Raw genomic sequence first — 17,740 nt, forward strand, 5'->3', positions numbered from 1 at the left:
GATGTAGTCAGTAGTATAAAACAAAAACGCTCCAATTTAAAAAATTGGAGCGTCAGTCAATCAATTAGATTGATTAGTCTAAAGGCTGAACGTTTTCAGCCTGAAAACCTTTTTGACCTTGTACAACGCTGAATTCTACGCGTTGACCATCACGAAGTGAACGATGGCCATCACCCATAATTGCACGGAAATGAACGAATACGTCATCACCGCCATTGCGTTGAATAAAGCCAAAGCCCTTGGTATCGTTAAACCACTTTACTACACCTTGTTCACGAGCTGTCATAAGTCAATCCTCAGAAGTTAAATTAAAGGACCTTCCGGTGTTGCAAACAGCATAGCAAACAAGATTCAAAATTCTTTGTTATTTCAAAGCTTGTAATCATTCTGTAAAACTATCAACAATTTCCCGGTTACATCCATTTGTTAAAGGGTTAATAACAATTATTTTTGATAACGCATAAATCCTAAAACCACTCGAGATTAACATGGGTTGATCACAATTAATAGATTTATTTTTGCTATTTATCTTCATTTTTTAACTAAATTTTTTATCGACTTGATCGGGAATTTTTTTAGCAGTTTGATTGTGGTTTTTACCTGTGCTTGATTTTCTGCTAGAGTAGCTTTTCAAGTGTGCAACCCATCGTTTTTATTGATGCAAGATTCAGTTTCTTCACTTTCTGTTATTGAGATTAATGCCATGGGTCAACCCTGCCCTATGCCGCTATTGATGCTTAAACGTCAACTTAAAAAGACAACCGGCCCTCAAGCCTTTAAACTTTTGTCATCTGACCCGCACAGTGAAATTGATGTAACACGATATTGCCAAATCAATCAACTGGCTTGTAAATTGACTAAAATATCAGACCACGAATTTCATTACTTGATTGAATCTTAATCATTTATTATTTAACATATTGCGCTTAGTGTCTATAAAACTTTACATTTCTCTACCCAATCTTTCTTAATTATGAAGGTGCTTCACATTAAGATGTTTTTATTGGTTATACCATCCTATAAGGAGTACTCATGAGTGACAGCAGCAATCAGTTGATGCCCCTGTCATTATCTGCGCCCGGTGTAAATTTAGGTGCCTATATCAGCACTGTAAACCAAATCCCAATTCTGACTGCCGAGCAGGAAAAAGAGCTGGCTGAACGTTACTACTACGATCAAGATCTTGATGCAGCTAAATTGCTGGTGATGTCTCATCTTCGTTTCGTGGTGCACATCGCGCGTAGTTATGCAGGCTATGGCCTACCTCAAGGCGACCTTATCCAGGAAGGAAATCTAGGTTTGATGAAAGCGGTAAAACGCTTTGATCCAAATATGGGCGTGCGTCTTGTTTCCTTTGCTGTGCATTGGATTAAAGCAGAAATTCATGAATACGTGATTCGCAACTGGCGTATTGTTAAGATCGCCACCACGAAAGCCCAGCGAAAACTGTTTTTCAATCTGCGTAGCTTAAAAAAATCCAGCAAAAAACTGACTCTCGAAGAAGCACAATCAATCGCTAATGATTTGAATGTGACACCAGAGCAAGTATTGGAAATGGAAGGTCGTTTAACTGCCTACGATGCGGCTTTTGAAGCGCAAGGCGACGATGACGATGATTCATCCACCCACGTTGCACCTGCACTGTATTTAGAAGATAGTCGTTACGACCCTGCACGACTGGTTGAAGACGAAGACTACGAAGAGCAAAGTTCAAGCGCGTTACACGAAGCAATGAACCAGCTCGATGATCGTTCGAGAAATATCTTGCAACGACGCTGGCTAGACGACGATAAATCGACCTTGCATGAACTTGCGGCCGAGTACAATGTATCTGCAGAGCGTATTCGTCAGCTAGAAAAAAATGCCATGGAAAAGATCAAGGTGGCAATGTCTGCAACCTAGTTTGATCGATGATGGAAAACTTAAGGGCCAAGTGCCCTTTTGTTTTGTTTGACTATTTTGAGCTTTCCCTTTTTATGCTAAGGTTCTAGCGTCTTTTTCTTAAGAATAGTGCGCTTATGTGGATCGCAGTTTCAGCGGTTAATCTGGCTCTAGCCGTGATATTAGGCGCCTTTGGTGCACACGGTTTAAAAGCACATGCATCTGTAGATCAGCTTGGTTGGTGGCAGACCGCAACCGACTATTTCTTTTATCATGCGCTGGGGCTTTTGCTACTGGGCGTACTTTCCAAGACCTATTCACAGCTCCCTATTAAGCTTCCGTTTCTTTTGATTCAGACCGGAATTCTATTTTTCTGTGGCTCCTTGTATATCATGGCGCTTGGCATGCCCCGTATTTTGGGCGCGATTACGCCAATTGGTGGCGCACTCATGATTGCAGGCTGGCTTGTACTGGCTTGGAATGCGACGAAATACGCAAAGTAATTAGGAATATTAATGCAGATTTATCTCAACGGCGCGCCAAAAGATACCGCGTGCCAAAACCTGTATGAGCTCATACAAGAGCTTGCGCTTGAAGGTAAACGGTTTGCGGTAGAACTGAACGAACAAATCGTTCCTAAAAGCAAATTGGCGCAATACCAGTTATCAGATCAAGATCGAATTGAAATTATTCACGCTGTTGGTGGCGGTTAAAAACGGAGCTTTTCATGCAAGACACCCCTTTGATTATTGGTTCACGCCAGTTTCAATCTCGTCTTTTAGTCGGTACAGGTAAATACAAAGACCTACATGAAACCGATTTGGCCATCCAGGCCAGTGGTGCCGAAATTGTCACCGTTGCAATTCGTCGCGTTAATATCGGACAACACGCAGACCAACCTAACCTGCTCTCGGTCATTCCACCCGAAAAGTACACGATTTTACCCAATACAGCCGGATGTTTTGATGCAGATAGTGCAATTCGCACCTGCATGTTGGCACGCGAACTGCTCGATGGCCACAATTTGGTGAAGCTTGAAGTCCTTGGCGATCAACAAACACTTTATCCGAATGTCACACAAACCATCAAAGCTGCACGTACGCTGATTGATGATGGCTTTGAGATCATGGTGTATACCTCTGATGATCCAATCGTTGCGCAAGAACTTGAAAGCATGGGCTGTGTTGCCATTATGCCTTTGGGCAGCCTAATCGGATCAGGACTGGGGATTTTAAATCCACATACTATTTCGATTATCAAAGAAAATGCCAAAGTTCCTGTACTGGTCGATGCGGGTGTTGGTACAGCAAGTGATGCTGCCATTGCCATGGAACTCGGCTGTGATGGTGTTTTGATGAATACGGCAATTGCCGCTGCACAGCAACCTGTTCTGATGGCATCTGCCATGAAAAAAGCAATTGAAGCAGGCCGTGAAGCTTATTTGGCAGGTCGTATGCCACGTAAACGTATGGCTAATGCCAGTTCCCCAGAAACTGGTTATTTCTTTAAATAGTACGTACTATTAATTATATTGAAAATTTTCAAAGGATTCTTCGGAATCCTTTTTCGTAAGAAGAATGAGAGCAAGCACAAATGCGAAAAATAATAATGGGTCTTTTAAGTGTAAGTTTTACAACAGTTACTTTTGCGAGTTCCGATCAGAAAAACTATCAACAGTTTGTACCTAAAGACTGGAAGATCATCGAAATAGCTCGTGGTGATTTAAATCATGATGGCATGGAAGATATCGTCTTGGTATTTGAGGAAAATAATCGCAAAAATATAATTCATAATGATGGATTTGGAAGCCCTAATCTCAACACCAATCCCAGAGCTTTGTTGGTGTTATTCAAAACAGCTCAGGGTTATCAGTTAATCAGTAAAAATAAAAAACTTCCTAGTGAAAATGATGCAGACTCGCCTTGTCTTGCAGATCCACTCGATGATGGTGCTGTAACGATTGCAAAAGGTATTTTAAAAATCAAATTACATTATTGGCTCAGTTGCGGCTCGTGGTATGTGACCAACAATACATTTAGCTTCCGCTACCAGAATCAAGGTTTCAAATTAATTGGTTTTGATCAAATGAGTTTTCATCGGGCTTCTGGTGAGGAAAGTTCATTGAGCATTAATTTTTCTACTGGAAAAATGAAAAAAACCACAGATAAAAATGAGTTTGAGGAGAGTATTCAGCCCGCAAAATTCGAATGGAAAAATCTAAAAAAACAATATGATTTAAAATTGGAATCTATTAATTTTAAAGAACCACCAGAGTTTGAATAAAAAAAACACCTCAATTACTTGAGGCATTTTTTCTGCGTATGGTTATGCAATCAAGCCTTCATCGCGCATCGCAATTTGTACAGACTGTCGTTCTGCAACCTTATCACGGATCGCATTGATATGTTGATAAGGACTCAAATCATGTCCAATACTTTTTGACCAGTTGGTAATGACGAATAAATAGGCATCTGCCGGGCCAAAGTTATCATCGACCAAGTAATCATTTTCAGACTCACTGATGGTTTTATCAATGTGCGTGAGCAGACGATCGACTTCTTTATAGGCTTTGCTTTTTGCTTCACCTTCAAGTGGCCCACCAAAAAATACCGCATAGGCATCATGCAATTCAGAATTGAGATAACCAAGCCATTCAAGTACTTTGGCACGCCCCATTCCCGATGGTGGAATTAAATCTTGCTTCGGATCATGCTGGGCTAAAAAAGGTAAAATTGCAACATTTTCAGTCAAGATCAATCCAGGATTAATTTCCAGTGCTGGTACATATCCTTTTGGATTGATGTCGTAATAATTTGCACCTTTTTCTGTTTGATGCGTTTTAAGGTTAACTTTTTCTAAATCAAAGTCGACATTAATTTCATTTAAAATAATATGTGCTGCGAGTGAACATGCGCCTGGTGAATAATACAACTTCATATGGGATCCTTGTTATCTAACTATTTTATGTTCTAAAACGCTTCGAAGTCACATGCAAGGGCTATATAAACTTCCTTACAAAAAGTCGATCTAAGAAAAATTTTTATACTCTACTATTAATCAAAAAAAATTCGTCACGCAAGCGATATTGTGTGTGATCTGCTCAAAATATGAGTGAACACAATACTTCTGGCTGGGTAACAGAATGTAAGACATAGAGATCGGCATGAGCAGCTTATCCAGCAACTTTAAATAATTGATGATGCTTTGATGATCAACCGCCTATAGTTTGTCTACAAAACAATCTACAAGATACACGTGACAAATACATGAAGGCATCCAATGAGCCGAGTCTTTTCCTATTCATGCTTGCTTAGTCTTGTTGAAGCTGTGATTAGCGTTTGACTTACCCCCCTAAGCATTTAAAATACGGCATCTGAATTTTTAGTATCATCAAAATCATGTCGACCGATCAGTTAGAAACGCAGATTACTGAACTGGATAATTTGCCTGAACACCGAGAAATTGTGACGTTTATGCGCCGCGCTGCGCCATTGAATACTTCACAGCGTACAGCTTTAGAGCAATATCAAGCGCTGATTTTGGAATATCCGGTAGGTGATTTACGCCAGCATTTTGAACATCCTGAACGCCCATTGACAGTCGAAATTGGTTTTGGAATGGGGCGTTCTTTGGTCTTAATGGCAAAAGCAAATCCTGAGCGTAACTTTGTTGGTATTGAAGTACATGTACCGGGGATCGCCCAATGCGTTTATGAAGCAGGAATGGCCGAACTTAAAAATTTACGCGTACTTGATGCAGATGCCATTCAGGTATTGCGTGAAATGCCGGATAACAGCATTAACTGTATCCAGCTTTACTTCCCAGATCCGTGGCAGAAAAAACGCCACTTTAAGCGTCGTTTTGTTGCTCATGAGCGTATGGAGCTGGTCGAACAAAAACTGGAGCTTAACGGTACTTTCCACGCTGCAACAGACTGGGAACCCTACGCTGAGTGGATGCTGGATGTTCTTGACAACCGCCCTGCTTTAGAAAACCTTGCAGGTAAGGGTAATAGTTATCCACGCCCAGAATGGCGCCCACAAACCAAGTTTGAACGTCGTGGTTTAGAAGCTGGCCACAAGATTAATGACTTTATTTTTAAGAAAATTGGTTAAGTCTATTTTGAGCTAAATCAGCATCAATCATGAAAAGGCATCTGATTTGAAAAATGAGATGCCTTTTTTATGTCAAACTTTTTCAAACACCGCACCGAAAACTGTTAAATCTTATCAATGCGACGATTTATAATCGCTTGACTCAGCAATTGATAAATTTCTGCCAAATCTGGACGTTTGGCTTGACTCAGTAAATCTTGATGCATATTTAGAATATTTTGGTCATTTCGCACCGCAGGTCCAGTTTGTACCAATGCTGGATCGTACAACGTGGCTTTACGCGCAGTTTCAAGTATCAATGGATAAAGCAATGAAAAATCGACCTGTTGTTGATCGACAATTTGCTTCGCCGCATCATAACAATAGTTCGTAAAGTTACAGGCAAAAACAGCGGCTAGATGCAGACTTAAACGTTGCTCAGAATTATAATGATAGACTTTATTACTTAGGCTATTTGCTATTGCTTCAAGATGTTTTAATCCCTCATCAGTTGAAGCTTCAATAAAGAATGGTGTCTCAGACCAGTCTACCTCGCGCTCAAAGCTAAAAGTTTGCAGCGGATAAAATACCCCAGCATTGGCATGCTGCTGTGTGAGCTGTTGTATTGAAGTACTGCCAGAGGTATGCACAATGAACGTATTGGGCAAATATGGATGCACAGCCTGAATTACGCTTGAAATGGCGTGATCGCTAACCGAAATAATGAGTAAATCGATAGATGCATCAAGCTGCTCAAATTGATGAATCGGTTCTGCACCAACACGGCACGCTAAAGTTTTTGCGTGTTCAACATCACGACTCATAATTTGCACGATCTGGTGCTGCGATGCACACGCGCTGGCTAAATGGGTGGCGACTTTGCCCGAACCAATAAAACTAATACGCATCTTTCAATCATCTATTTCGCCAAAATAGCGCTAAGCATGCCAATAAAAAAAGGACGAATCAATCGCCCTTTTTTTATGATCTTCTATATGAATCAAACCTATATCTAAGGTAGAAAGGTCTGAACTACTTTTCCAGTTAGATTTTGATTGAGCAACGGCGTATTTTTACCCTGAGACAAAATGGTGGTTTTATCAACCTTCCACTCAAGCGCTGGATCAACCAACACCCAGCCTTTTTCATTTAACCAGCGCTCTTGCATATTGGCTACGCGTGCCGGTGCAACAGTCACTTTCTCTACCCATTCCAGAGGTTCAAACAGCCCCTCTTGAATGAGTTGCACACCCAAAGCGACATAGGTATCAAATGCACTAATACCGGGTAAAGTTTCAGCGAATGGCATCATTTTAGCAGAGCTACTCAGTGGTTCGTGATGTGTACAAATCGCGTCAATCACGCCTGATTTGACTGCGTCACGTAAGGCTACTTTGTCTGCTTCCGAGCGAAGTGGCGGTCTTACGTGCGCTAAAGTATTAAACCCATCAATTAACGCTTCGGTTAAATGTAACTGATGCATCGCCACATCTGCCGTGACAGGCAGGCCTTTTGCCTTAGCCGCACGGATCAGCTCAATCGACTGTGCTGAAGATAATAATCCAAAATGCGCACGCACTCCGGTCGCTTCAATCATGATTAAGTATTTGGCAATTGCAATGGTTTCTGCAATGACAGGAATCATCGGCAGGCCTTGGCGAGATGCAATAAATCCTTCATGCACACAACCATCTTTGGCAATCTGTGGTTCTTCAGGATAGAACACCACCGTCAAACCTAAACCGGCTGCATATTCTAAGGTCCGAATCACCACATCATCGTTTTCAAATGCAGCATTGGCATTTGAAACTGCGGTACATCCACCTTTTTTAAGTGCTGCCATATTGGCTGGCTGACGTCCCAATAACCCTTGGGTTTGTGCGCCAATAATGTGCAAATGAAACTTGCCATCAGTCCATGCTTTTTCAATTAGACCATGAATTAACGCACCGTTATCTTGTACGATCGGCTGAGAGTCTGGCGGCGTGATCACATGCAGAATACCGTTTTCACGTGCCGCTTTACCTTCGGATTTTAGCGTGCCGTGTTGCTGCTGACCTGGCTCGCGAACGCGCGCACATAAATCCACCATGGTCGGCATTAACCATTTGCCCTGAGCATCAATCTGCTCATCGATCTGATCAAGCGAATCGACACGCTGGCCGTTTTGAAGATATACCGTTGTTGTAACATCAATTTGCGCGACAGGATCTAACAAACGAACATTTTCAAGTTTTACATTACTCATGAATAGACCCTTAGTTTGCGATTGCTTCAATTAAACCTTGTGCTTGTGCCTGACCTTGCATGGCCAACGCCAGTACGGCCATACGCACCGCAATTCCGTTAGTCACCTGATTCAGAATCACGGATTGTGGCCCATCTGCAATCGCAGAATCAATTTCTACACCACGGTTCATTGGCCCTGGATGCATCACGATACAATCTGGTTGGGCAAGCGCCAAGCGCTCTTGATTCAGACCATACATACGGTAAAATTCTGCCTGAGATGACAGCGCTGGCGAATCGATTCGCTCATTTTGAATACGTAGTGCAATAATCACATCACAATCTTTTACGCCATCATCCATTTTATTGAATAGACGCACATGATCGCCATATTCATCGAATCCAACAGGCAGTAATGTATTTGGCGCAATCACGCGAATGTCACGACATCCCAGCGTTTGTAAAGCCGCAATATCTGATCGTGCAACACGCGAGTGTTTAATATCGCCAATAATTGCGACTTTTAAATCTTCAAACGGTTTTTTGGTTTCACGGCGAATGGTCAGCATATCGAGCATTGCCTGCGTTGGATGTGCATGACGCCCATCACCTGCATTGATAATCGCAATATTCGGACATACATCTTTGGCAATAAAATGTGCAGCACCCGAAGACGAGTGACGTACCACAAAAATATCCGCTGCCATGGCTTCAAGGTTCCAAAGCGTATCGCGTAGCGTCTCTCCTTTTGAGGTGCTTGAACGTGCAATATCGATATTCAGTACATTGGCAGACAAACGCTTTGCTGCGGCTTCAAATGTGGTGCGTGTCCGGGTTGAGTTTTCAAAAAACAGGTTCATTACCGTGCGCCCTTCAAGTAAAGGTGTGGTAATCAGTTGATTTTGATCATTGAAAAAGGATTGCGCGGTGTCGAGGATTTTTGTAAGAGTTTCTTTAGACAGACCTTCAATGGTCAGGAAGTGCTTCAAATTGCCCTGCTGGTTGAGCTGAATCTGACTCGGAGAATGCAAAGCTGCCAGATGCATGAGAGATTCCTTATACGTTAAGTTAAGGCATTATACAGATATTTTTTCACCACAGGCAGATGCTGTTTTTGGCAATTGTTGTTTTCTAGATCAATTATGAAAAGAAATACAATAAAAATAAGTACCTAATAAATCATAATAAAATTTGTTTTCTATTTTTTAAAATTATGTATTTTAAAAATGTAAAATCAAGATGATCAACATTTGAATAAAAAAGAGGATTTCGAATTTAAAGACCAAGTTTTAAGGCACAAAATACGCTAAAATAACCGATTGCTTTTGCTGCTTTTGGGAAATTGAATGAACTCATCACAACGTCTTTCTACATATTGGGTAACCTGTGCGGATGGACTGGAAACCTTACTTCAACAAGAATTACAAGGTTTAGGTATTGAGAAAACTGAGCGTTTTGCAGGCCGTTTAATTCTCCAAGGCACATTAGAACAAGCCTATCGTATCTGTATGTGGTCGCGTTTGGCCTCACGCGTTCTTAAACCCATTCATACCTTTGAGCTTGAACATACTCACGATGCACGTGATGTTGCAGAGGAGCTCTATGAAGGTGCGATAAGTTTTGACTGGTCACTTATCTTTGCACCACAAAGCACCTTTGCGATCCGTTTGCATGTTGAACGCGAAATTAAAGTAAACTCACAATTTGCCACCTTACGTGTAAAAGACGGCGTGGTTGATTCCTTTATGGAAGCAGTTGGACGACGTCCGAGTATCGATACCAAACAACCAGAAATTACCTTGTTTGTTTTGGCAGGTAAAACCGAACATACCTACTGCCTCGATCTTTCAGGCGACTCCCTGCATAAACGCGGCTATCGTCGTTATATGACCGACGCGCCAATCAAAGAAAACCTCGCTGCTGCAATTTTGCAAAAAGCACAGTTAAAAACGCTGAATCCTGATCTGATTTTAGATCCAATGTGTGGTTCGGGTACGTTTATCATCGAATCACTGATGATTTTAACCGACCGTGCCCCAGGCTTGGTGCGCCGCTTTGGATTTAATGGCTGGCATGGCCATGACCGCGATTTATGGTTATCGCTTAAAGCCGAAGCCACTGAGCGACATGAAGCAGGTTTAGCGCAACCATTACCGAAATTCTTTGCCTACGATGCCGACTGGGAGGCCGTAAAAGCCACTCGTCAAAATATTGTCGCTGCCGGATTTGAACAGCTTCTAGATCAGATTCAGATTGAAGAACGTACCTTAGCCGACTGGCCTGCATTCGATGCTGAAAACAAAACTGCGTTTATTGTGACAAACCCGCCATATGGCGAGCGTCTAGGTGATAAAGCATCGAATCGTGCTTTGTATCTCGGTTTGTCTGCCCTACTGCAACAACATTTTCCAAACCAGCACACCGCAGTGATTGCTGCTCAAGTTGAGCAAGCCGATGTACTGGCGCTTAGTGAGCCTGAAACACTACGTCTGATGAATGGTAAATTGCCAATTTACATTCGTTTTGGTCAGATCAAGCCATTAAGCAATAGCCAACCGTTTTTAACCAATTGGCATGCAGACCCAGTTGAAGTTGAGGGTGCGCAAGATTTTGCGAATCGCTTGCAGAAAAACATGGCGGCTTTGAAAAAATGGGCAGTGAAGGAACAAGTGTATTGCTTGCGTTTATATGATGCCGATCTTCCAGACTTTAACGTCGCAGTCGATTTGTATGGTGATCGCCTGCATGTTCAGGAATATGCACCACCCAAAACCATCGACCCAGAAAAAGCCAAGAAACGCTTTAATTTAGCTTTGGCTGCGATTCGTGCAGTTACTGGTTTACCTCGTGATGCCGTATTTATCAAAACACGCGCACGTCAGGAAGGAAAAAACCAGTACACCAAACAAAGTACCGCGTCTAAACGTTTTGTCGTACAAGAAGGCAAAGCCAAAATTTTGGTGAACTTAACAGATTACCTCGACACCGGACTTTTCCTCGACCATCGCCAGATGCGTTTACGCATTGCGAATGAAGCCCGTGGCAAGCACTTCCTCAACTTGTTTAGCTATACCTCGACAGCCAGCTTGCATGCTGCCTTGGGTGGCGCAGCCAGTACCACCAGTGTCGATTTATCGAATACCTACATCAACTGGTCAAAAGAAAACTTTGTACTGAATGGGCTCACTGTCGACCATGCAGACGAGCAGCATATGTTCTTTGCCAGTGACTGTTTTGAATGGCTCAAAGAGGGTCATGAGCAATATGACCTGATTTTTATCGACCCGCCGACCTTCTCAAACTCTAAGAAGTTTTACGGGACATTCGATGTGCAACGTGACCATGTGTCATTGTTGAAACGTGCCATGAATCGTTTAAGCCCAGAAGGTACGTTGTACTTTTCAAACAACTATCGTGGCTTTGAACTGGACGAAGAGATCGAAGCTGTCTTTTATGCACAGGAAATCACCAACGATACCATCGGTCTAGATTTCAAACGCAATCAAAAAATTCATCGTGCATGGAAAATTCAACATCCGCACATGGGTTAATCTAAACTGCATGAGCGTCAGGTGACTTAACGCACTGTGACGCTCACATCTCCTCTTGCACCTGCCACATCTGCGCCACGAAATAAAAGTGGATTGATGGATGAATCGGCAGAGGTATTTCTCACTACAGGAATCGGATTGTAAACCAGCTTTCCAGACTGTGTCGCATCGACCGTTTTCTTTTGTTCTTCATGTGGCGACAATGCTACAGATTGAATATTTTGTTTTTTTCGCTCACGACTATATTCTTCTGCGCGTTTTCGATTTTGTTGCTGTTGAACTGTCACGGGCTGTTGCACATCTTGCTTCACGGCATCGACCAGCTCTGGTGTGACTGAAGAAGACTGACTGGCCTGTTCTGCAAGTACTGCATCGTTAAGCGGTGCTGCTGCATAGACCATACCCGAGAGCATGCCTAGTGAGCAAAGCACGAGCTGTTTCATTAACATATTCATTTGATTGCATTCCTTGTTATGATGTCTCGGTATAATTTTTATTCTTTGTTTAAGCTAACAACTTTTGGTCTAATCCGCAAGATTCAACGCCTTTAAGCTGATCATCGGCATTAAAAAAACCCAAAGCACACGTTACTTTGGGTTTTTAATTTCTTATGTCATCGCACGTTTAAAAATTGCTACGATGAAGAAAAATTACAAGATACGTACCGCACCTTTGGCAGCACTGGTGGTATGCATTGCATAAACTTTTAATGCTTTCGATACTTTACGCTTACGCTCTTCCACTGGCTTCCAGCCTTTTTCATCTTGCACTTTACGACGTGCCGCAAGCGTTTCGTCGTCTACTTTAAGATGCATGCTACGGTTTGGAATATCGATTTCGATCAAATCGCCATCTTCGACCAAACCAATCGCACCGCCTTCTGCCGCTTCTGGTGAAATGTGCCCAATCGACAAGCCTGACGAACCACCAGAGAAACGACCATCTGTAATCAGCGCACAGTCTTTACCTAATCCTTTCGATTTTAGGTAGCTGGTTGGATACAGCATTTCCTGCATACCCGGACCACCGCGTGGGCCTTCGTAACGAATGACTACCACATCGCCTGCTTTGATTTCATTACCCAAGATCGCTTCGACAGCCGCATCCTGACTTTCAAACACACGTGCCGTACCGTTAAATTTTAAGATCGATTCGTCGACGCCTGCAGTTTTTACAATACAACCATCTAATGCAATGTTGCCATACAGTACTGCCAAACCACCATCTTTAGAAAAAGCGTGTTCAGCATTACGGATCACACCGTTTTCACGGTCACCATCGAGTGTAGAATAGTAACGATTTTGTGAGAAGGCCACTTGAGTTGGAACACCGCCCGGTGAAGAACGGAAAAATTCATATACTTCAGCATCTTCAGTACGGATGATGTCCCATTTATTCAACGCATCCTGTAAAGTTTCTTCGTGTACGGTACTGACAGTGGTATCGAGTAATTTGGCACGATCAAGCTCGCCCAAAATCGACATAATCCCACCTGCACGGTGAACATCTTCCATATGTACATCTTGTTTTGCTGGTGCAACCTTACACAGTACTGGCACTTTACGTGACAAACGATCGATATCGTCCATGGTAAAATCCACTTCTGCTTCACTTGCTGCCGCCAACAAATGCAATACTGTATTGGTCGAACCACCCATTGCGATATCGAGCGTCATGGCATTTTCATAAGCCGCTTTAGTTGCAATTGAACGCGGTAAAATACGACCATCATTTTGTTCGTAGTAGCGTTTTGCCAGGCTCACAATAAGCTCGCCAGCTTTTAAGAATAACTTTTTACGGTTGGCATGCGTTGCCACAATCGACCCGTTACCAGGCAAAGACAAACCAAGTGCTTCTGTTAAGCAGTTCATTGAATTTGCTGTGAACATTCCCGAGCACGAACCACATGTTGGGCAAGCAGAACGTTCAAACGCTTCGACTTCTTCATCGGTATAGCTTTCATCGGCTGCGACTACCATGGCATCAACCAGATCAATGGCTTTTTCATTGCCGCGGAATTTCACTTTACCCGCTTCCATCGGCCCACCAGACACAAAGACGACTGGAATGTTCAGGCGCATTGCTGCCATGAGCATTCCCGGTGTGATTTTGTCACAGTTCGAAATACAAACCATTGCATCAGCGCAGTGTGCATTGACCATATACTCAACCGAGTCTGCAATCAGATCACGTGATGGCAACGAATACAGCATGCCGTCATGTCCCATAGCAATACCATCATCTACGGCAATGGTATTAAATTCTTTTGCTACACCACCAGCCGCCTGAATCTGCTCTGCCACCATCTGACCCAAATCTTTTAAATGAACATGACCGGGTACAAACTGAGTGAATGAGTTGACGACAGCAATAATCGGTTTTCCAAAATCCTCATCCTTCATTCCTGTTGCACGCCATAATCCACGTGCACCAGCCATATTTCTTCCATGTGTCGATGTTTTAGAACGATAATCAGGCATTTAGGTGTTTCCAACAAGTTGAGCTTGAGAAGAATATTGTATTCTCTCTGGCTGAATGAGACTGTTACGCAAAAGATAACCAGCCGAAATAATGTGACATCATACTACAACTTGTTTTTAACTGAAGAGCCTTAAGGCGATCTTTTTTATATGACTTTTGCTCATGAAGTAAACAAGAAAAGATGAATAATAAAAAAGAGAACATGCGAACATGTTCTCTTTTTTTAAGCTTTAAAAGTGATTAGCTAAGTTTGAGCTTATCGAAATGTAGATTACCCTGATCACCTTTAATCACAATGTTATCTCCCGCCTGGAATTCGCCGGCCAGTATTTTCTGAGCCAGTGAGTTTTCAACCTGTTGCTGGATAGCACGTTTAAGCGGACGCGCTCCATAGACTGGATCAAAGCCTGCATCGATCAGGATATCAAAGGCATCGTCATCGACAGTCAATCCAATATCACGCTCGGCCAAACGAGCACGTAAACGATCGAGCTGGATGTCTGCAATACCGCGAATTTGCGATTTTTGTAGCGCATGAAACACCACCAGCTCGTCAATCCGGTTAATAAACTCTGGACGGAAGTGCTGACTCACCGCCGACATCACCACTGCACGAACCTCTTCATCGGTTGCACCATCGCCGAGCTCACGTACATCTTGTGAACCGAGGTTTGATGTCATCACGATCACCGTGTTTTTAAAATCGACCACACGCCCTTGAGAGTCGGTCAAACGACCATCATCGAGCACTTGCAGCAAGATATTAAACACATCTGGATGTGCTTTTTCGACTTCGTCAAACAGCACCACACTATATGGTTTACGGCGGACAGCTTCGGTTAATACACCGCCTTCTTCATAGCCGACATAGCCCGGAGGTGCACCAACCAAACGGCTCACCGAGTGTTTTTCCATAAATTCGCTCATGTCGATACGGATCATGGCGTCGTCACTATCAAACAAAAAGTTTGCCAATGCTTTGGTGAGCTCGGTTTTACCTACACCCGTTGGCCCAAGGAACAAGAACGAGCCACTCGGACGGTTAGGATCTGACAAGCCAGCACGTGAACGACGTACAGCATTCGACACTGCAATGACAGCTTCATCTTGCCCCACCACGCGATTGTGCAAAAATGTTTCCATTTGCAGCAATTTCTCACGTTCACCTTGTAACATTTTTGACACTGGAATGCCTGTGGCGGCGCTCACCACTTCTGCAATTTCGTTGTCGGTAACTTTATTACGCAGTAGTTTCGGCTCTTCACTTTCTTCAACCACTTCATCTTGCTCGAGCTGCTTTTGCAGTTCAGGAATGACACCATACTGTAAACGCGCAGCTTCTGCCAAATCACCTTCACGTTGTGCTTTTTCAAATGCAATCCGCGCCTGATCGAGTTTCACCTGTGCATCTTTTGTCCCTTCTACTAGGGCTTTTTCTGCACGCCAGATCTCTTCCATGTCGTTATATTCTTTCTCGACACTGGCAATCTGCTCTTCTAGGTAACGAACTTCAGTTTTACTGCCCTGATCTTCGTCCTTTTTCACGGCTTCAAGTTGCATTTTCAACTGAATGATACGGCGCTCCAAACGATCAAGTGCTTCTGGTTTTGAATCCAGCTCCATCTTAATTCGTGAGGCAGCTTCATCAATCAGATCAATCGCTTTATCTGGCAGTTGACGGTCGGTGATATAGCGATGTGACATTTTTGCCGCTGCAATAATCGCCGAGTCGAGAATTTTGACCCCGTGGTGAACTTCGTAGCGTTCTTTTAACCCACGTAAAATGGCAATGGTGTCTTCCACACTCGGTTCATCGACCAGTACTTTTTGAAAACGACGCTCAAGCGCAGCATCTTTTTCAATGTATTGACGATACTCATCTAGCGTTGTGGCACCTACACAGCGTAACTCGCCGCGTGCCAAGGCAGGTTTGAGCATGTTGCCTGCATCCATGGCACCGTCGGTTTTACCCGCGCCCACCAGCGTGTGGAGTTCATCAATAAACAAAATCACTTGGCCATCTTGTTTGGCCAAATCATTCAAGACCGCTTTTAAGCGCTCTTCAAACTCACCGCGGTATTTGGCACCTGCAAGCAATGACCCAAGATCGAGCGACAATACGCGCTTGTTTTTCAAGCTCTCGGGTACTTCACCATTAACGATTCGTTGCGCCAGACCTTCAACGATGGCAGTTTTACCGACGCCCGGCTCACCGATCAGTACGGGGTTGTTTTTGGTACGACGCGACAATACCTGAATGGTACGACGAATTTCATCGTCTCGCCCAATCACAGGATCAAGTTTCCCCGCCAAAGCACGTTCGGTCAGATCAATGGTATATTTATTTAATGAGTCACGCTGATCTTCATGATTATTGCTCATGACTTTGTCATTACCTCGAATAGATTCAATTACTTTACGCAGTGCCTCTGTGGTCACACCCGTACTTTGCAATAAGCTTTTAGTGCTGCCAGTTTCAGTTAAAGCCAGCAATACCCAATCCGTCGATAAAAATTCATCACCCGCTTTTTGTGCGTGTCGATCGGCCAGATTAAGTACCTTAACCGCATCTGGATTCAGATTGACATCACCAGTGGGATTACTAATGGTCGGCGCATCCTTGAGCGCCTGTTCAAGTTTTTGTTTAATTTCAGGTAATCTGGCACCCGACTGCTGTAACAGGCTCAGGTTTGATGGCTCATCCATCAATACCGAAAGAATGTGCAGTGCATCAATCGAGGTATGATCTCGACCGGTTGCCAATGATTGCGCATCTGAAAGTGCCTGCTGGAGGCGATTGGTAAATTTCTCAAAACGCATTCTTGTTATTCCTCATCATCAATTTGCTACTTGACTAATACATGGGAACGTTTTTTAAAATTTCAAATAAATTCTCATATTTTTCATTATCTTATATTCAAAACTTAATTCATATAAGTTGGTTTTAATATGGGTGCTTTTCTAAAAAATTTCAAGTGAATACCGATGCTGTTTTTGTTAACTTCGCTTTCAAAATACAATGATCAGACTTTAAAAAATACCCGAATCTTAAAGGTAATCATACTTCATCCGATTCAGGCGCCTTGTATCATCATGTTATGCTTTTGATATTGGCAGATGATCTGTGGCTTGGCATATGGTTTAACATCTATGTTTTAAATTAAAGAGCTAAGTTGCGATATGCGTAAAATAGGCATCTAAGATGCTGTAATGATTAACATCCTTAAGCAGATGCAGTTCGACACGGATTTGATTCAACCCTTTTAGAGCATGATAAAACTGCTCGCTTTGCCATTTAAGCTCCTGAAGCTCATCTGCACCACAGTACAATTCGCAAGGAGTATCATGCGAGAGCGTATGTACTACTGGACTCAAGCGCTCGGCGTCATCCAGACTTAACTGAAGCGCCTGATTCAGATGCGTATCGCATAAAGGCCGCAGATCATACAAGCCACTGAATCATTCTCGACAAAGTCATTCAGAAAAATCCGATCTAGAGTGATT

17 protein-coding genes are annotated in these 17,740 nt (G+C 43.0%); 8 read left to right on the forward strand and 9 right to left on the reverse strand.

Features of this window, described 5'->3' with window-relative positions; translation table 11 throughout:
* Positions 1-73 precede the first annotated feature (73 nt).
* Positions 74-286, reverse strand: coding sequence for a cold-shock protein (locus Aso01_RS10175; protein WP_004653893.1), 213 nt, complete (start codon positions 284-286; stop codon positions 74-76).
* Positions 287-658: 372 nt separating this feature from the next.
* Here Aso01_RS10175 and Aso01_RS10180 point away from each other — a divergent pair, with 372 nt between their 5' ends.
* The 6 genes from Aso01_RS10180 (at position 659) to Aso01_RS10205 (ending at position 4,164) form a co-directional block, all read left to right on the forward strand.
* Positions 659-901, forward strand: a complete 243-nt coding sequence (locus Aso01_RS10180; RefSeq protein ID WP_039909889.1) for a sulfurtransferase TusA family protein — start codon at positions 659-661, stop codon at positions 899-901.
* A 131-nt stretch (positions 902-1,032) separates the two neighbouring features.
* Positions 1,033-1,902 (forward strand): RNA polymerase sigma factor RpoH, encoded by an 870-nt coding sequence (gene rpoH / locus Aso01_RS10185; RefSeq protein WP_004936628.1) that lies wholly within the window; start codon positions 1,033-1,035, stop codon positions 1,900-1,902.
* Between the two features lie 116 nt (positions 1,903-2,018).
* The gene (locus Aso01_RS10190; protein WP_004936625.1) at positions 2,019-2,384 is read left to right on the forward strand and encodes a DUF423 domain-containing protein; all 366 of its coding nucleotides are present in this window, start codon (positions 2,019-2,021) and stop codon (positions 2,382-2,384) included.
* 12 nt (positions 2,385-2,396) lie between these two features.
* Positions 2,397-2,594 (forward strand): sulfur carrier protein ThiS, encoded by a 198-nt coding sequence (gene thiS / locus Aso01_RS10195; RefSeq protein ID WP_004936622.1) that lies wholly within the window; start codon positions 2,397-2,399, stop codon positions 2,592-2,594.
* 14 nt (positions 2,595-2,608) lie between these two features.
* Complete coding sequence (locus Aso01_RS10200; protein ID WP_004936619.1) at positions 2,609-3,394, forward strand: thiazole synthase; 786 nt, start codon at positions 2,609-2,611, stop codon at positions 3,392-3,394.
* Between the two features lie 80 nt (positions 3,395-3,474).
* Positions 3,475-4,164: a hypothetical protein gene (locus tag Aso01_RS10205; protein ID WP_004936617.1), complete on the forward strand. Its 690-nt coding sequence runs from the start codon at positions 3,475-3,477 to the stop codon at positions 4,162-4,164.
* Positions 4,165-4,206: 42 nt separating this feature from the next.
* Here the strand turns inward: Aso01_RS10205 and Aso01_RS10210 are convergent, their stop codons facing one another.
* Positions 4,207-4,818, reverse strand: a complete 612-nt coding sequence (locus Aso01_RS10210; RefSeq protein WP_004936615.1) for a glutathione binding-like protein — start codon at positions 4,816-4,818, stop codon at positions 4,207-4,209.
* A 461-nt stretch (positions 4,819-5,279) separates the two neighbouring features.
* On the opposite strand from Aso01_RS10210, the gene trmB reads away from it, so the two are divergent.
* Entirely contained in the window at positions 5,280-5,996 is a 717-nt protein-coding gene (gene trmB, locus Aso01_RS10215; RefSeq protein ID WP_004936614.1) for a tRNA (guanosine(46)-N7)-methyltransferase TrmB, read from the forward strand.
* 104 nt (positions 5,997-6,100) lie between these two features.
* Here trmB and Aso01_RS10220 read toward each other — a convergent pair whose 3' ends face one another.
* The 3 genes from Aso01_RS10220 to Aso01_RS10230 form a co-directional block, all read right to left on the reverse strand.
* A complete protein-coding gene (locus Aso01_RS10220; protein WP_004936612.1) occupies positions 6,101-6,883 on the reverse strand; it encodes a Rossmann-like and DUF2520 domain-containing protein in 783 nt (260 codons plus the stop codon).
* Between the two features lie 104 nt (positions 6,884-6,987).
* Positions 6,988-8,223 carry a dihydroorotase gene (locus tag Aso01_RS10225; protein ID WP_004936611.1) on the reverse strand — a complete coding sequence of 412 codons (1,236 nt, stop codon included), beginning with the start codon at positions 8,221-8,223 and terminating at the stop codon, positions 6,988-6,990.
* Positions 8,224-8,233: 10 nt separating this feature from the next.
* On the reverse strand, positions 8,234-9,250 hold the full coding sequence (locus Aso01_RS10230) for an aspartate carbamoyltransferase catalytic subunit (protein WP_004936609.1): 1,017 nt from the start codon (positions 9,248-9,250) through the stop codon (positions 8,234-8,236).
* A gap of 300 nt (positions 9,251-9,550) precedes the next feature.
* Here Aso01_RS10230 and rlmKL point away from each other — a divergent pair, with 300 nt between their 5' ends.
* A complete protein-coding gene (gene rlmKL / locus Aso01_RS10235) occupies positions 9,551-11,755 on the forward strand; it encodes a bifunctional 23S rRNA (guanine(2069)-N(7))-methyltransferase RlmK/23S rRNA (guanine(2445)-N(2))-methyltransferase RlmL (RefSeq protein WP_004936607.1) in 2,205 nt (734 codons plus the stop codon).
* Between the two features lie 26 nt (positions 11,756-11,781).
* Here the strand turns inward: rlmKL and Aso01_RS10240 are convergent, their stop codons facing one another.
* From Aso01_RS10240 to Aso01_RS10255, 4 genes are all read right to left on the reverse strand, one after another.
* Positions 11,782-12,210: a hypothetical protein gene (locus tag Aso01_RS10240; RefSeq protein ID WP_004936605.1), complete on the reverse strand. Its 429-nt coding sequence runs from the start codon at positions 12,208-12,210 to the stop codon at positions 11,782-11,784.
* A 195-nt stretch (positions 12,211-12,405) separates the two neighbouring features.
* On the reverse strand, positions 12,406-14,235 hold the full coding sequence (gene ilvD, locus Aso01_RS10245; RefSeq protein WP_004936603.1) for a dihydroxy-acid dehydratase: 1,830 nt from the start codon (positions 14,233-14,235) through the stop codon (positions 12,406-12,408).
* Positions 14,236-14,476: 241 nt separating this feature from the next.
* Entirely contained in the window at positions 14,477-17,056 is a 2,580-nt protein-coding gene (gene clpB / locus Aso01_RS10250) for an ATP-dependent chaperone ClpB (RefSeq protein WP_004936600.1), read from the reverse strand.
* A 348-nt stretch (positions 17,057-17,404) separates the two neighbouring features.
* Entirely contained in the window at positions 17,405-17,686 is a 282-nt protein-coding gene (locus tag Aso01_RS10255) for an alpha/beta hydrolase family protein (RefSeq protein WP_174428799.1), read from the reverse strand.
* Positions 17,687-17,740: the final 54 nt, after the last annotated feature.

It is taken from the genome of Acinetobacter soli, from assembly GCF_000760595.1.
In the GTDB taxonomy this organism is placed as follows: domain Bacteria; phylum Pseudomonadota; class Gammaproteobacteria; order Pseudomonadales; family Moraxellaceae; genus Acinetobacter; species Acinetobacter soli.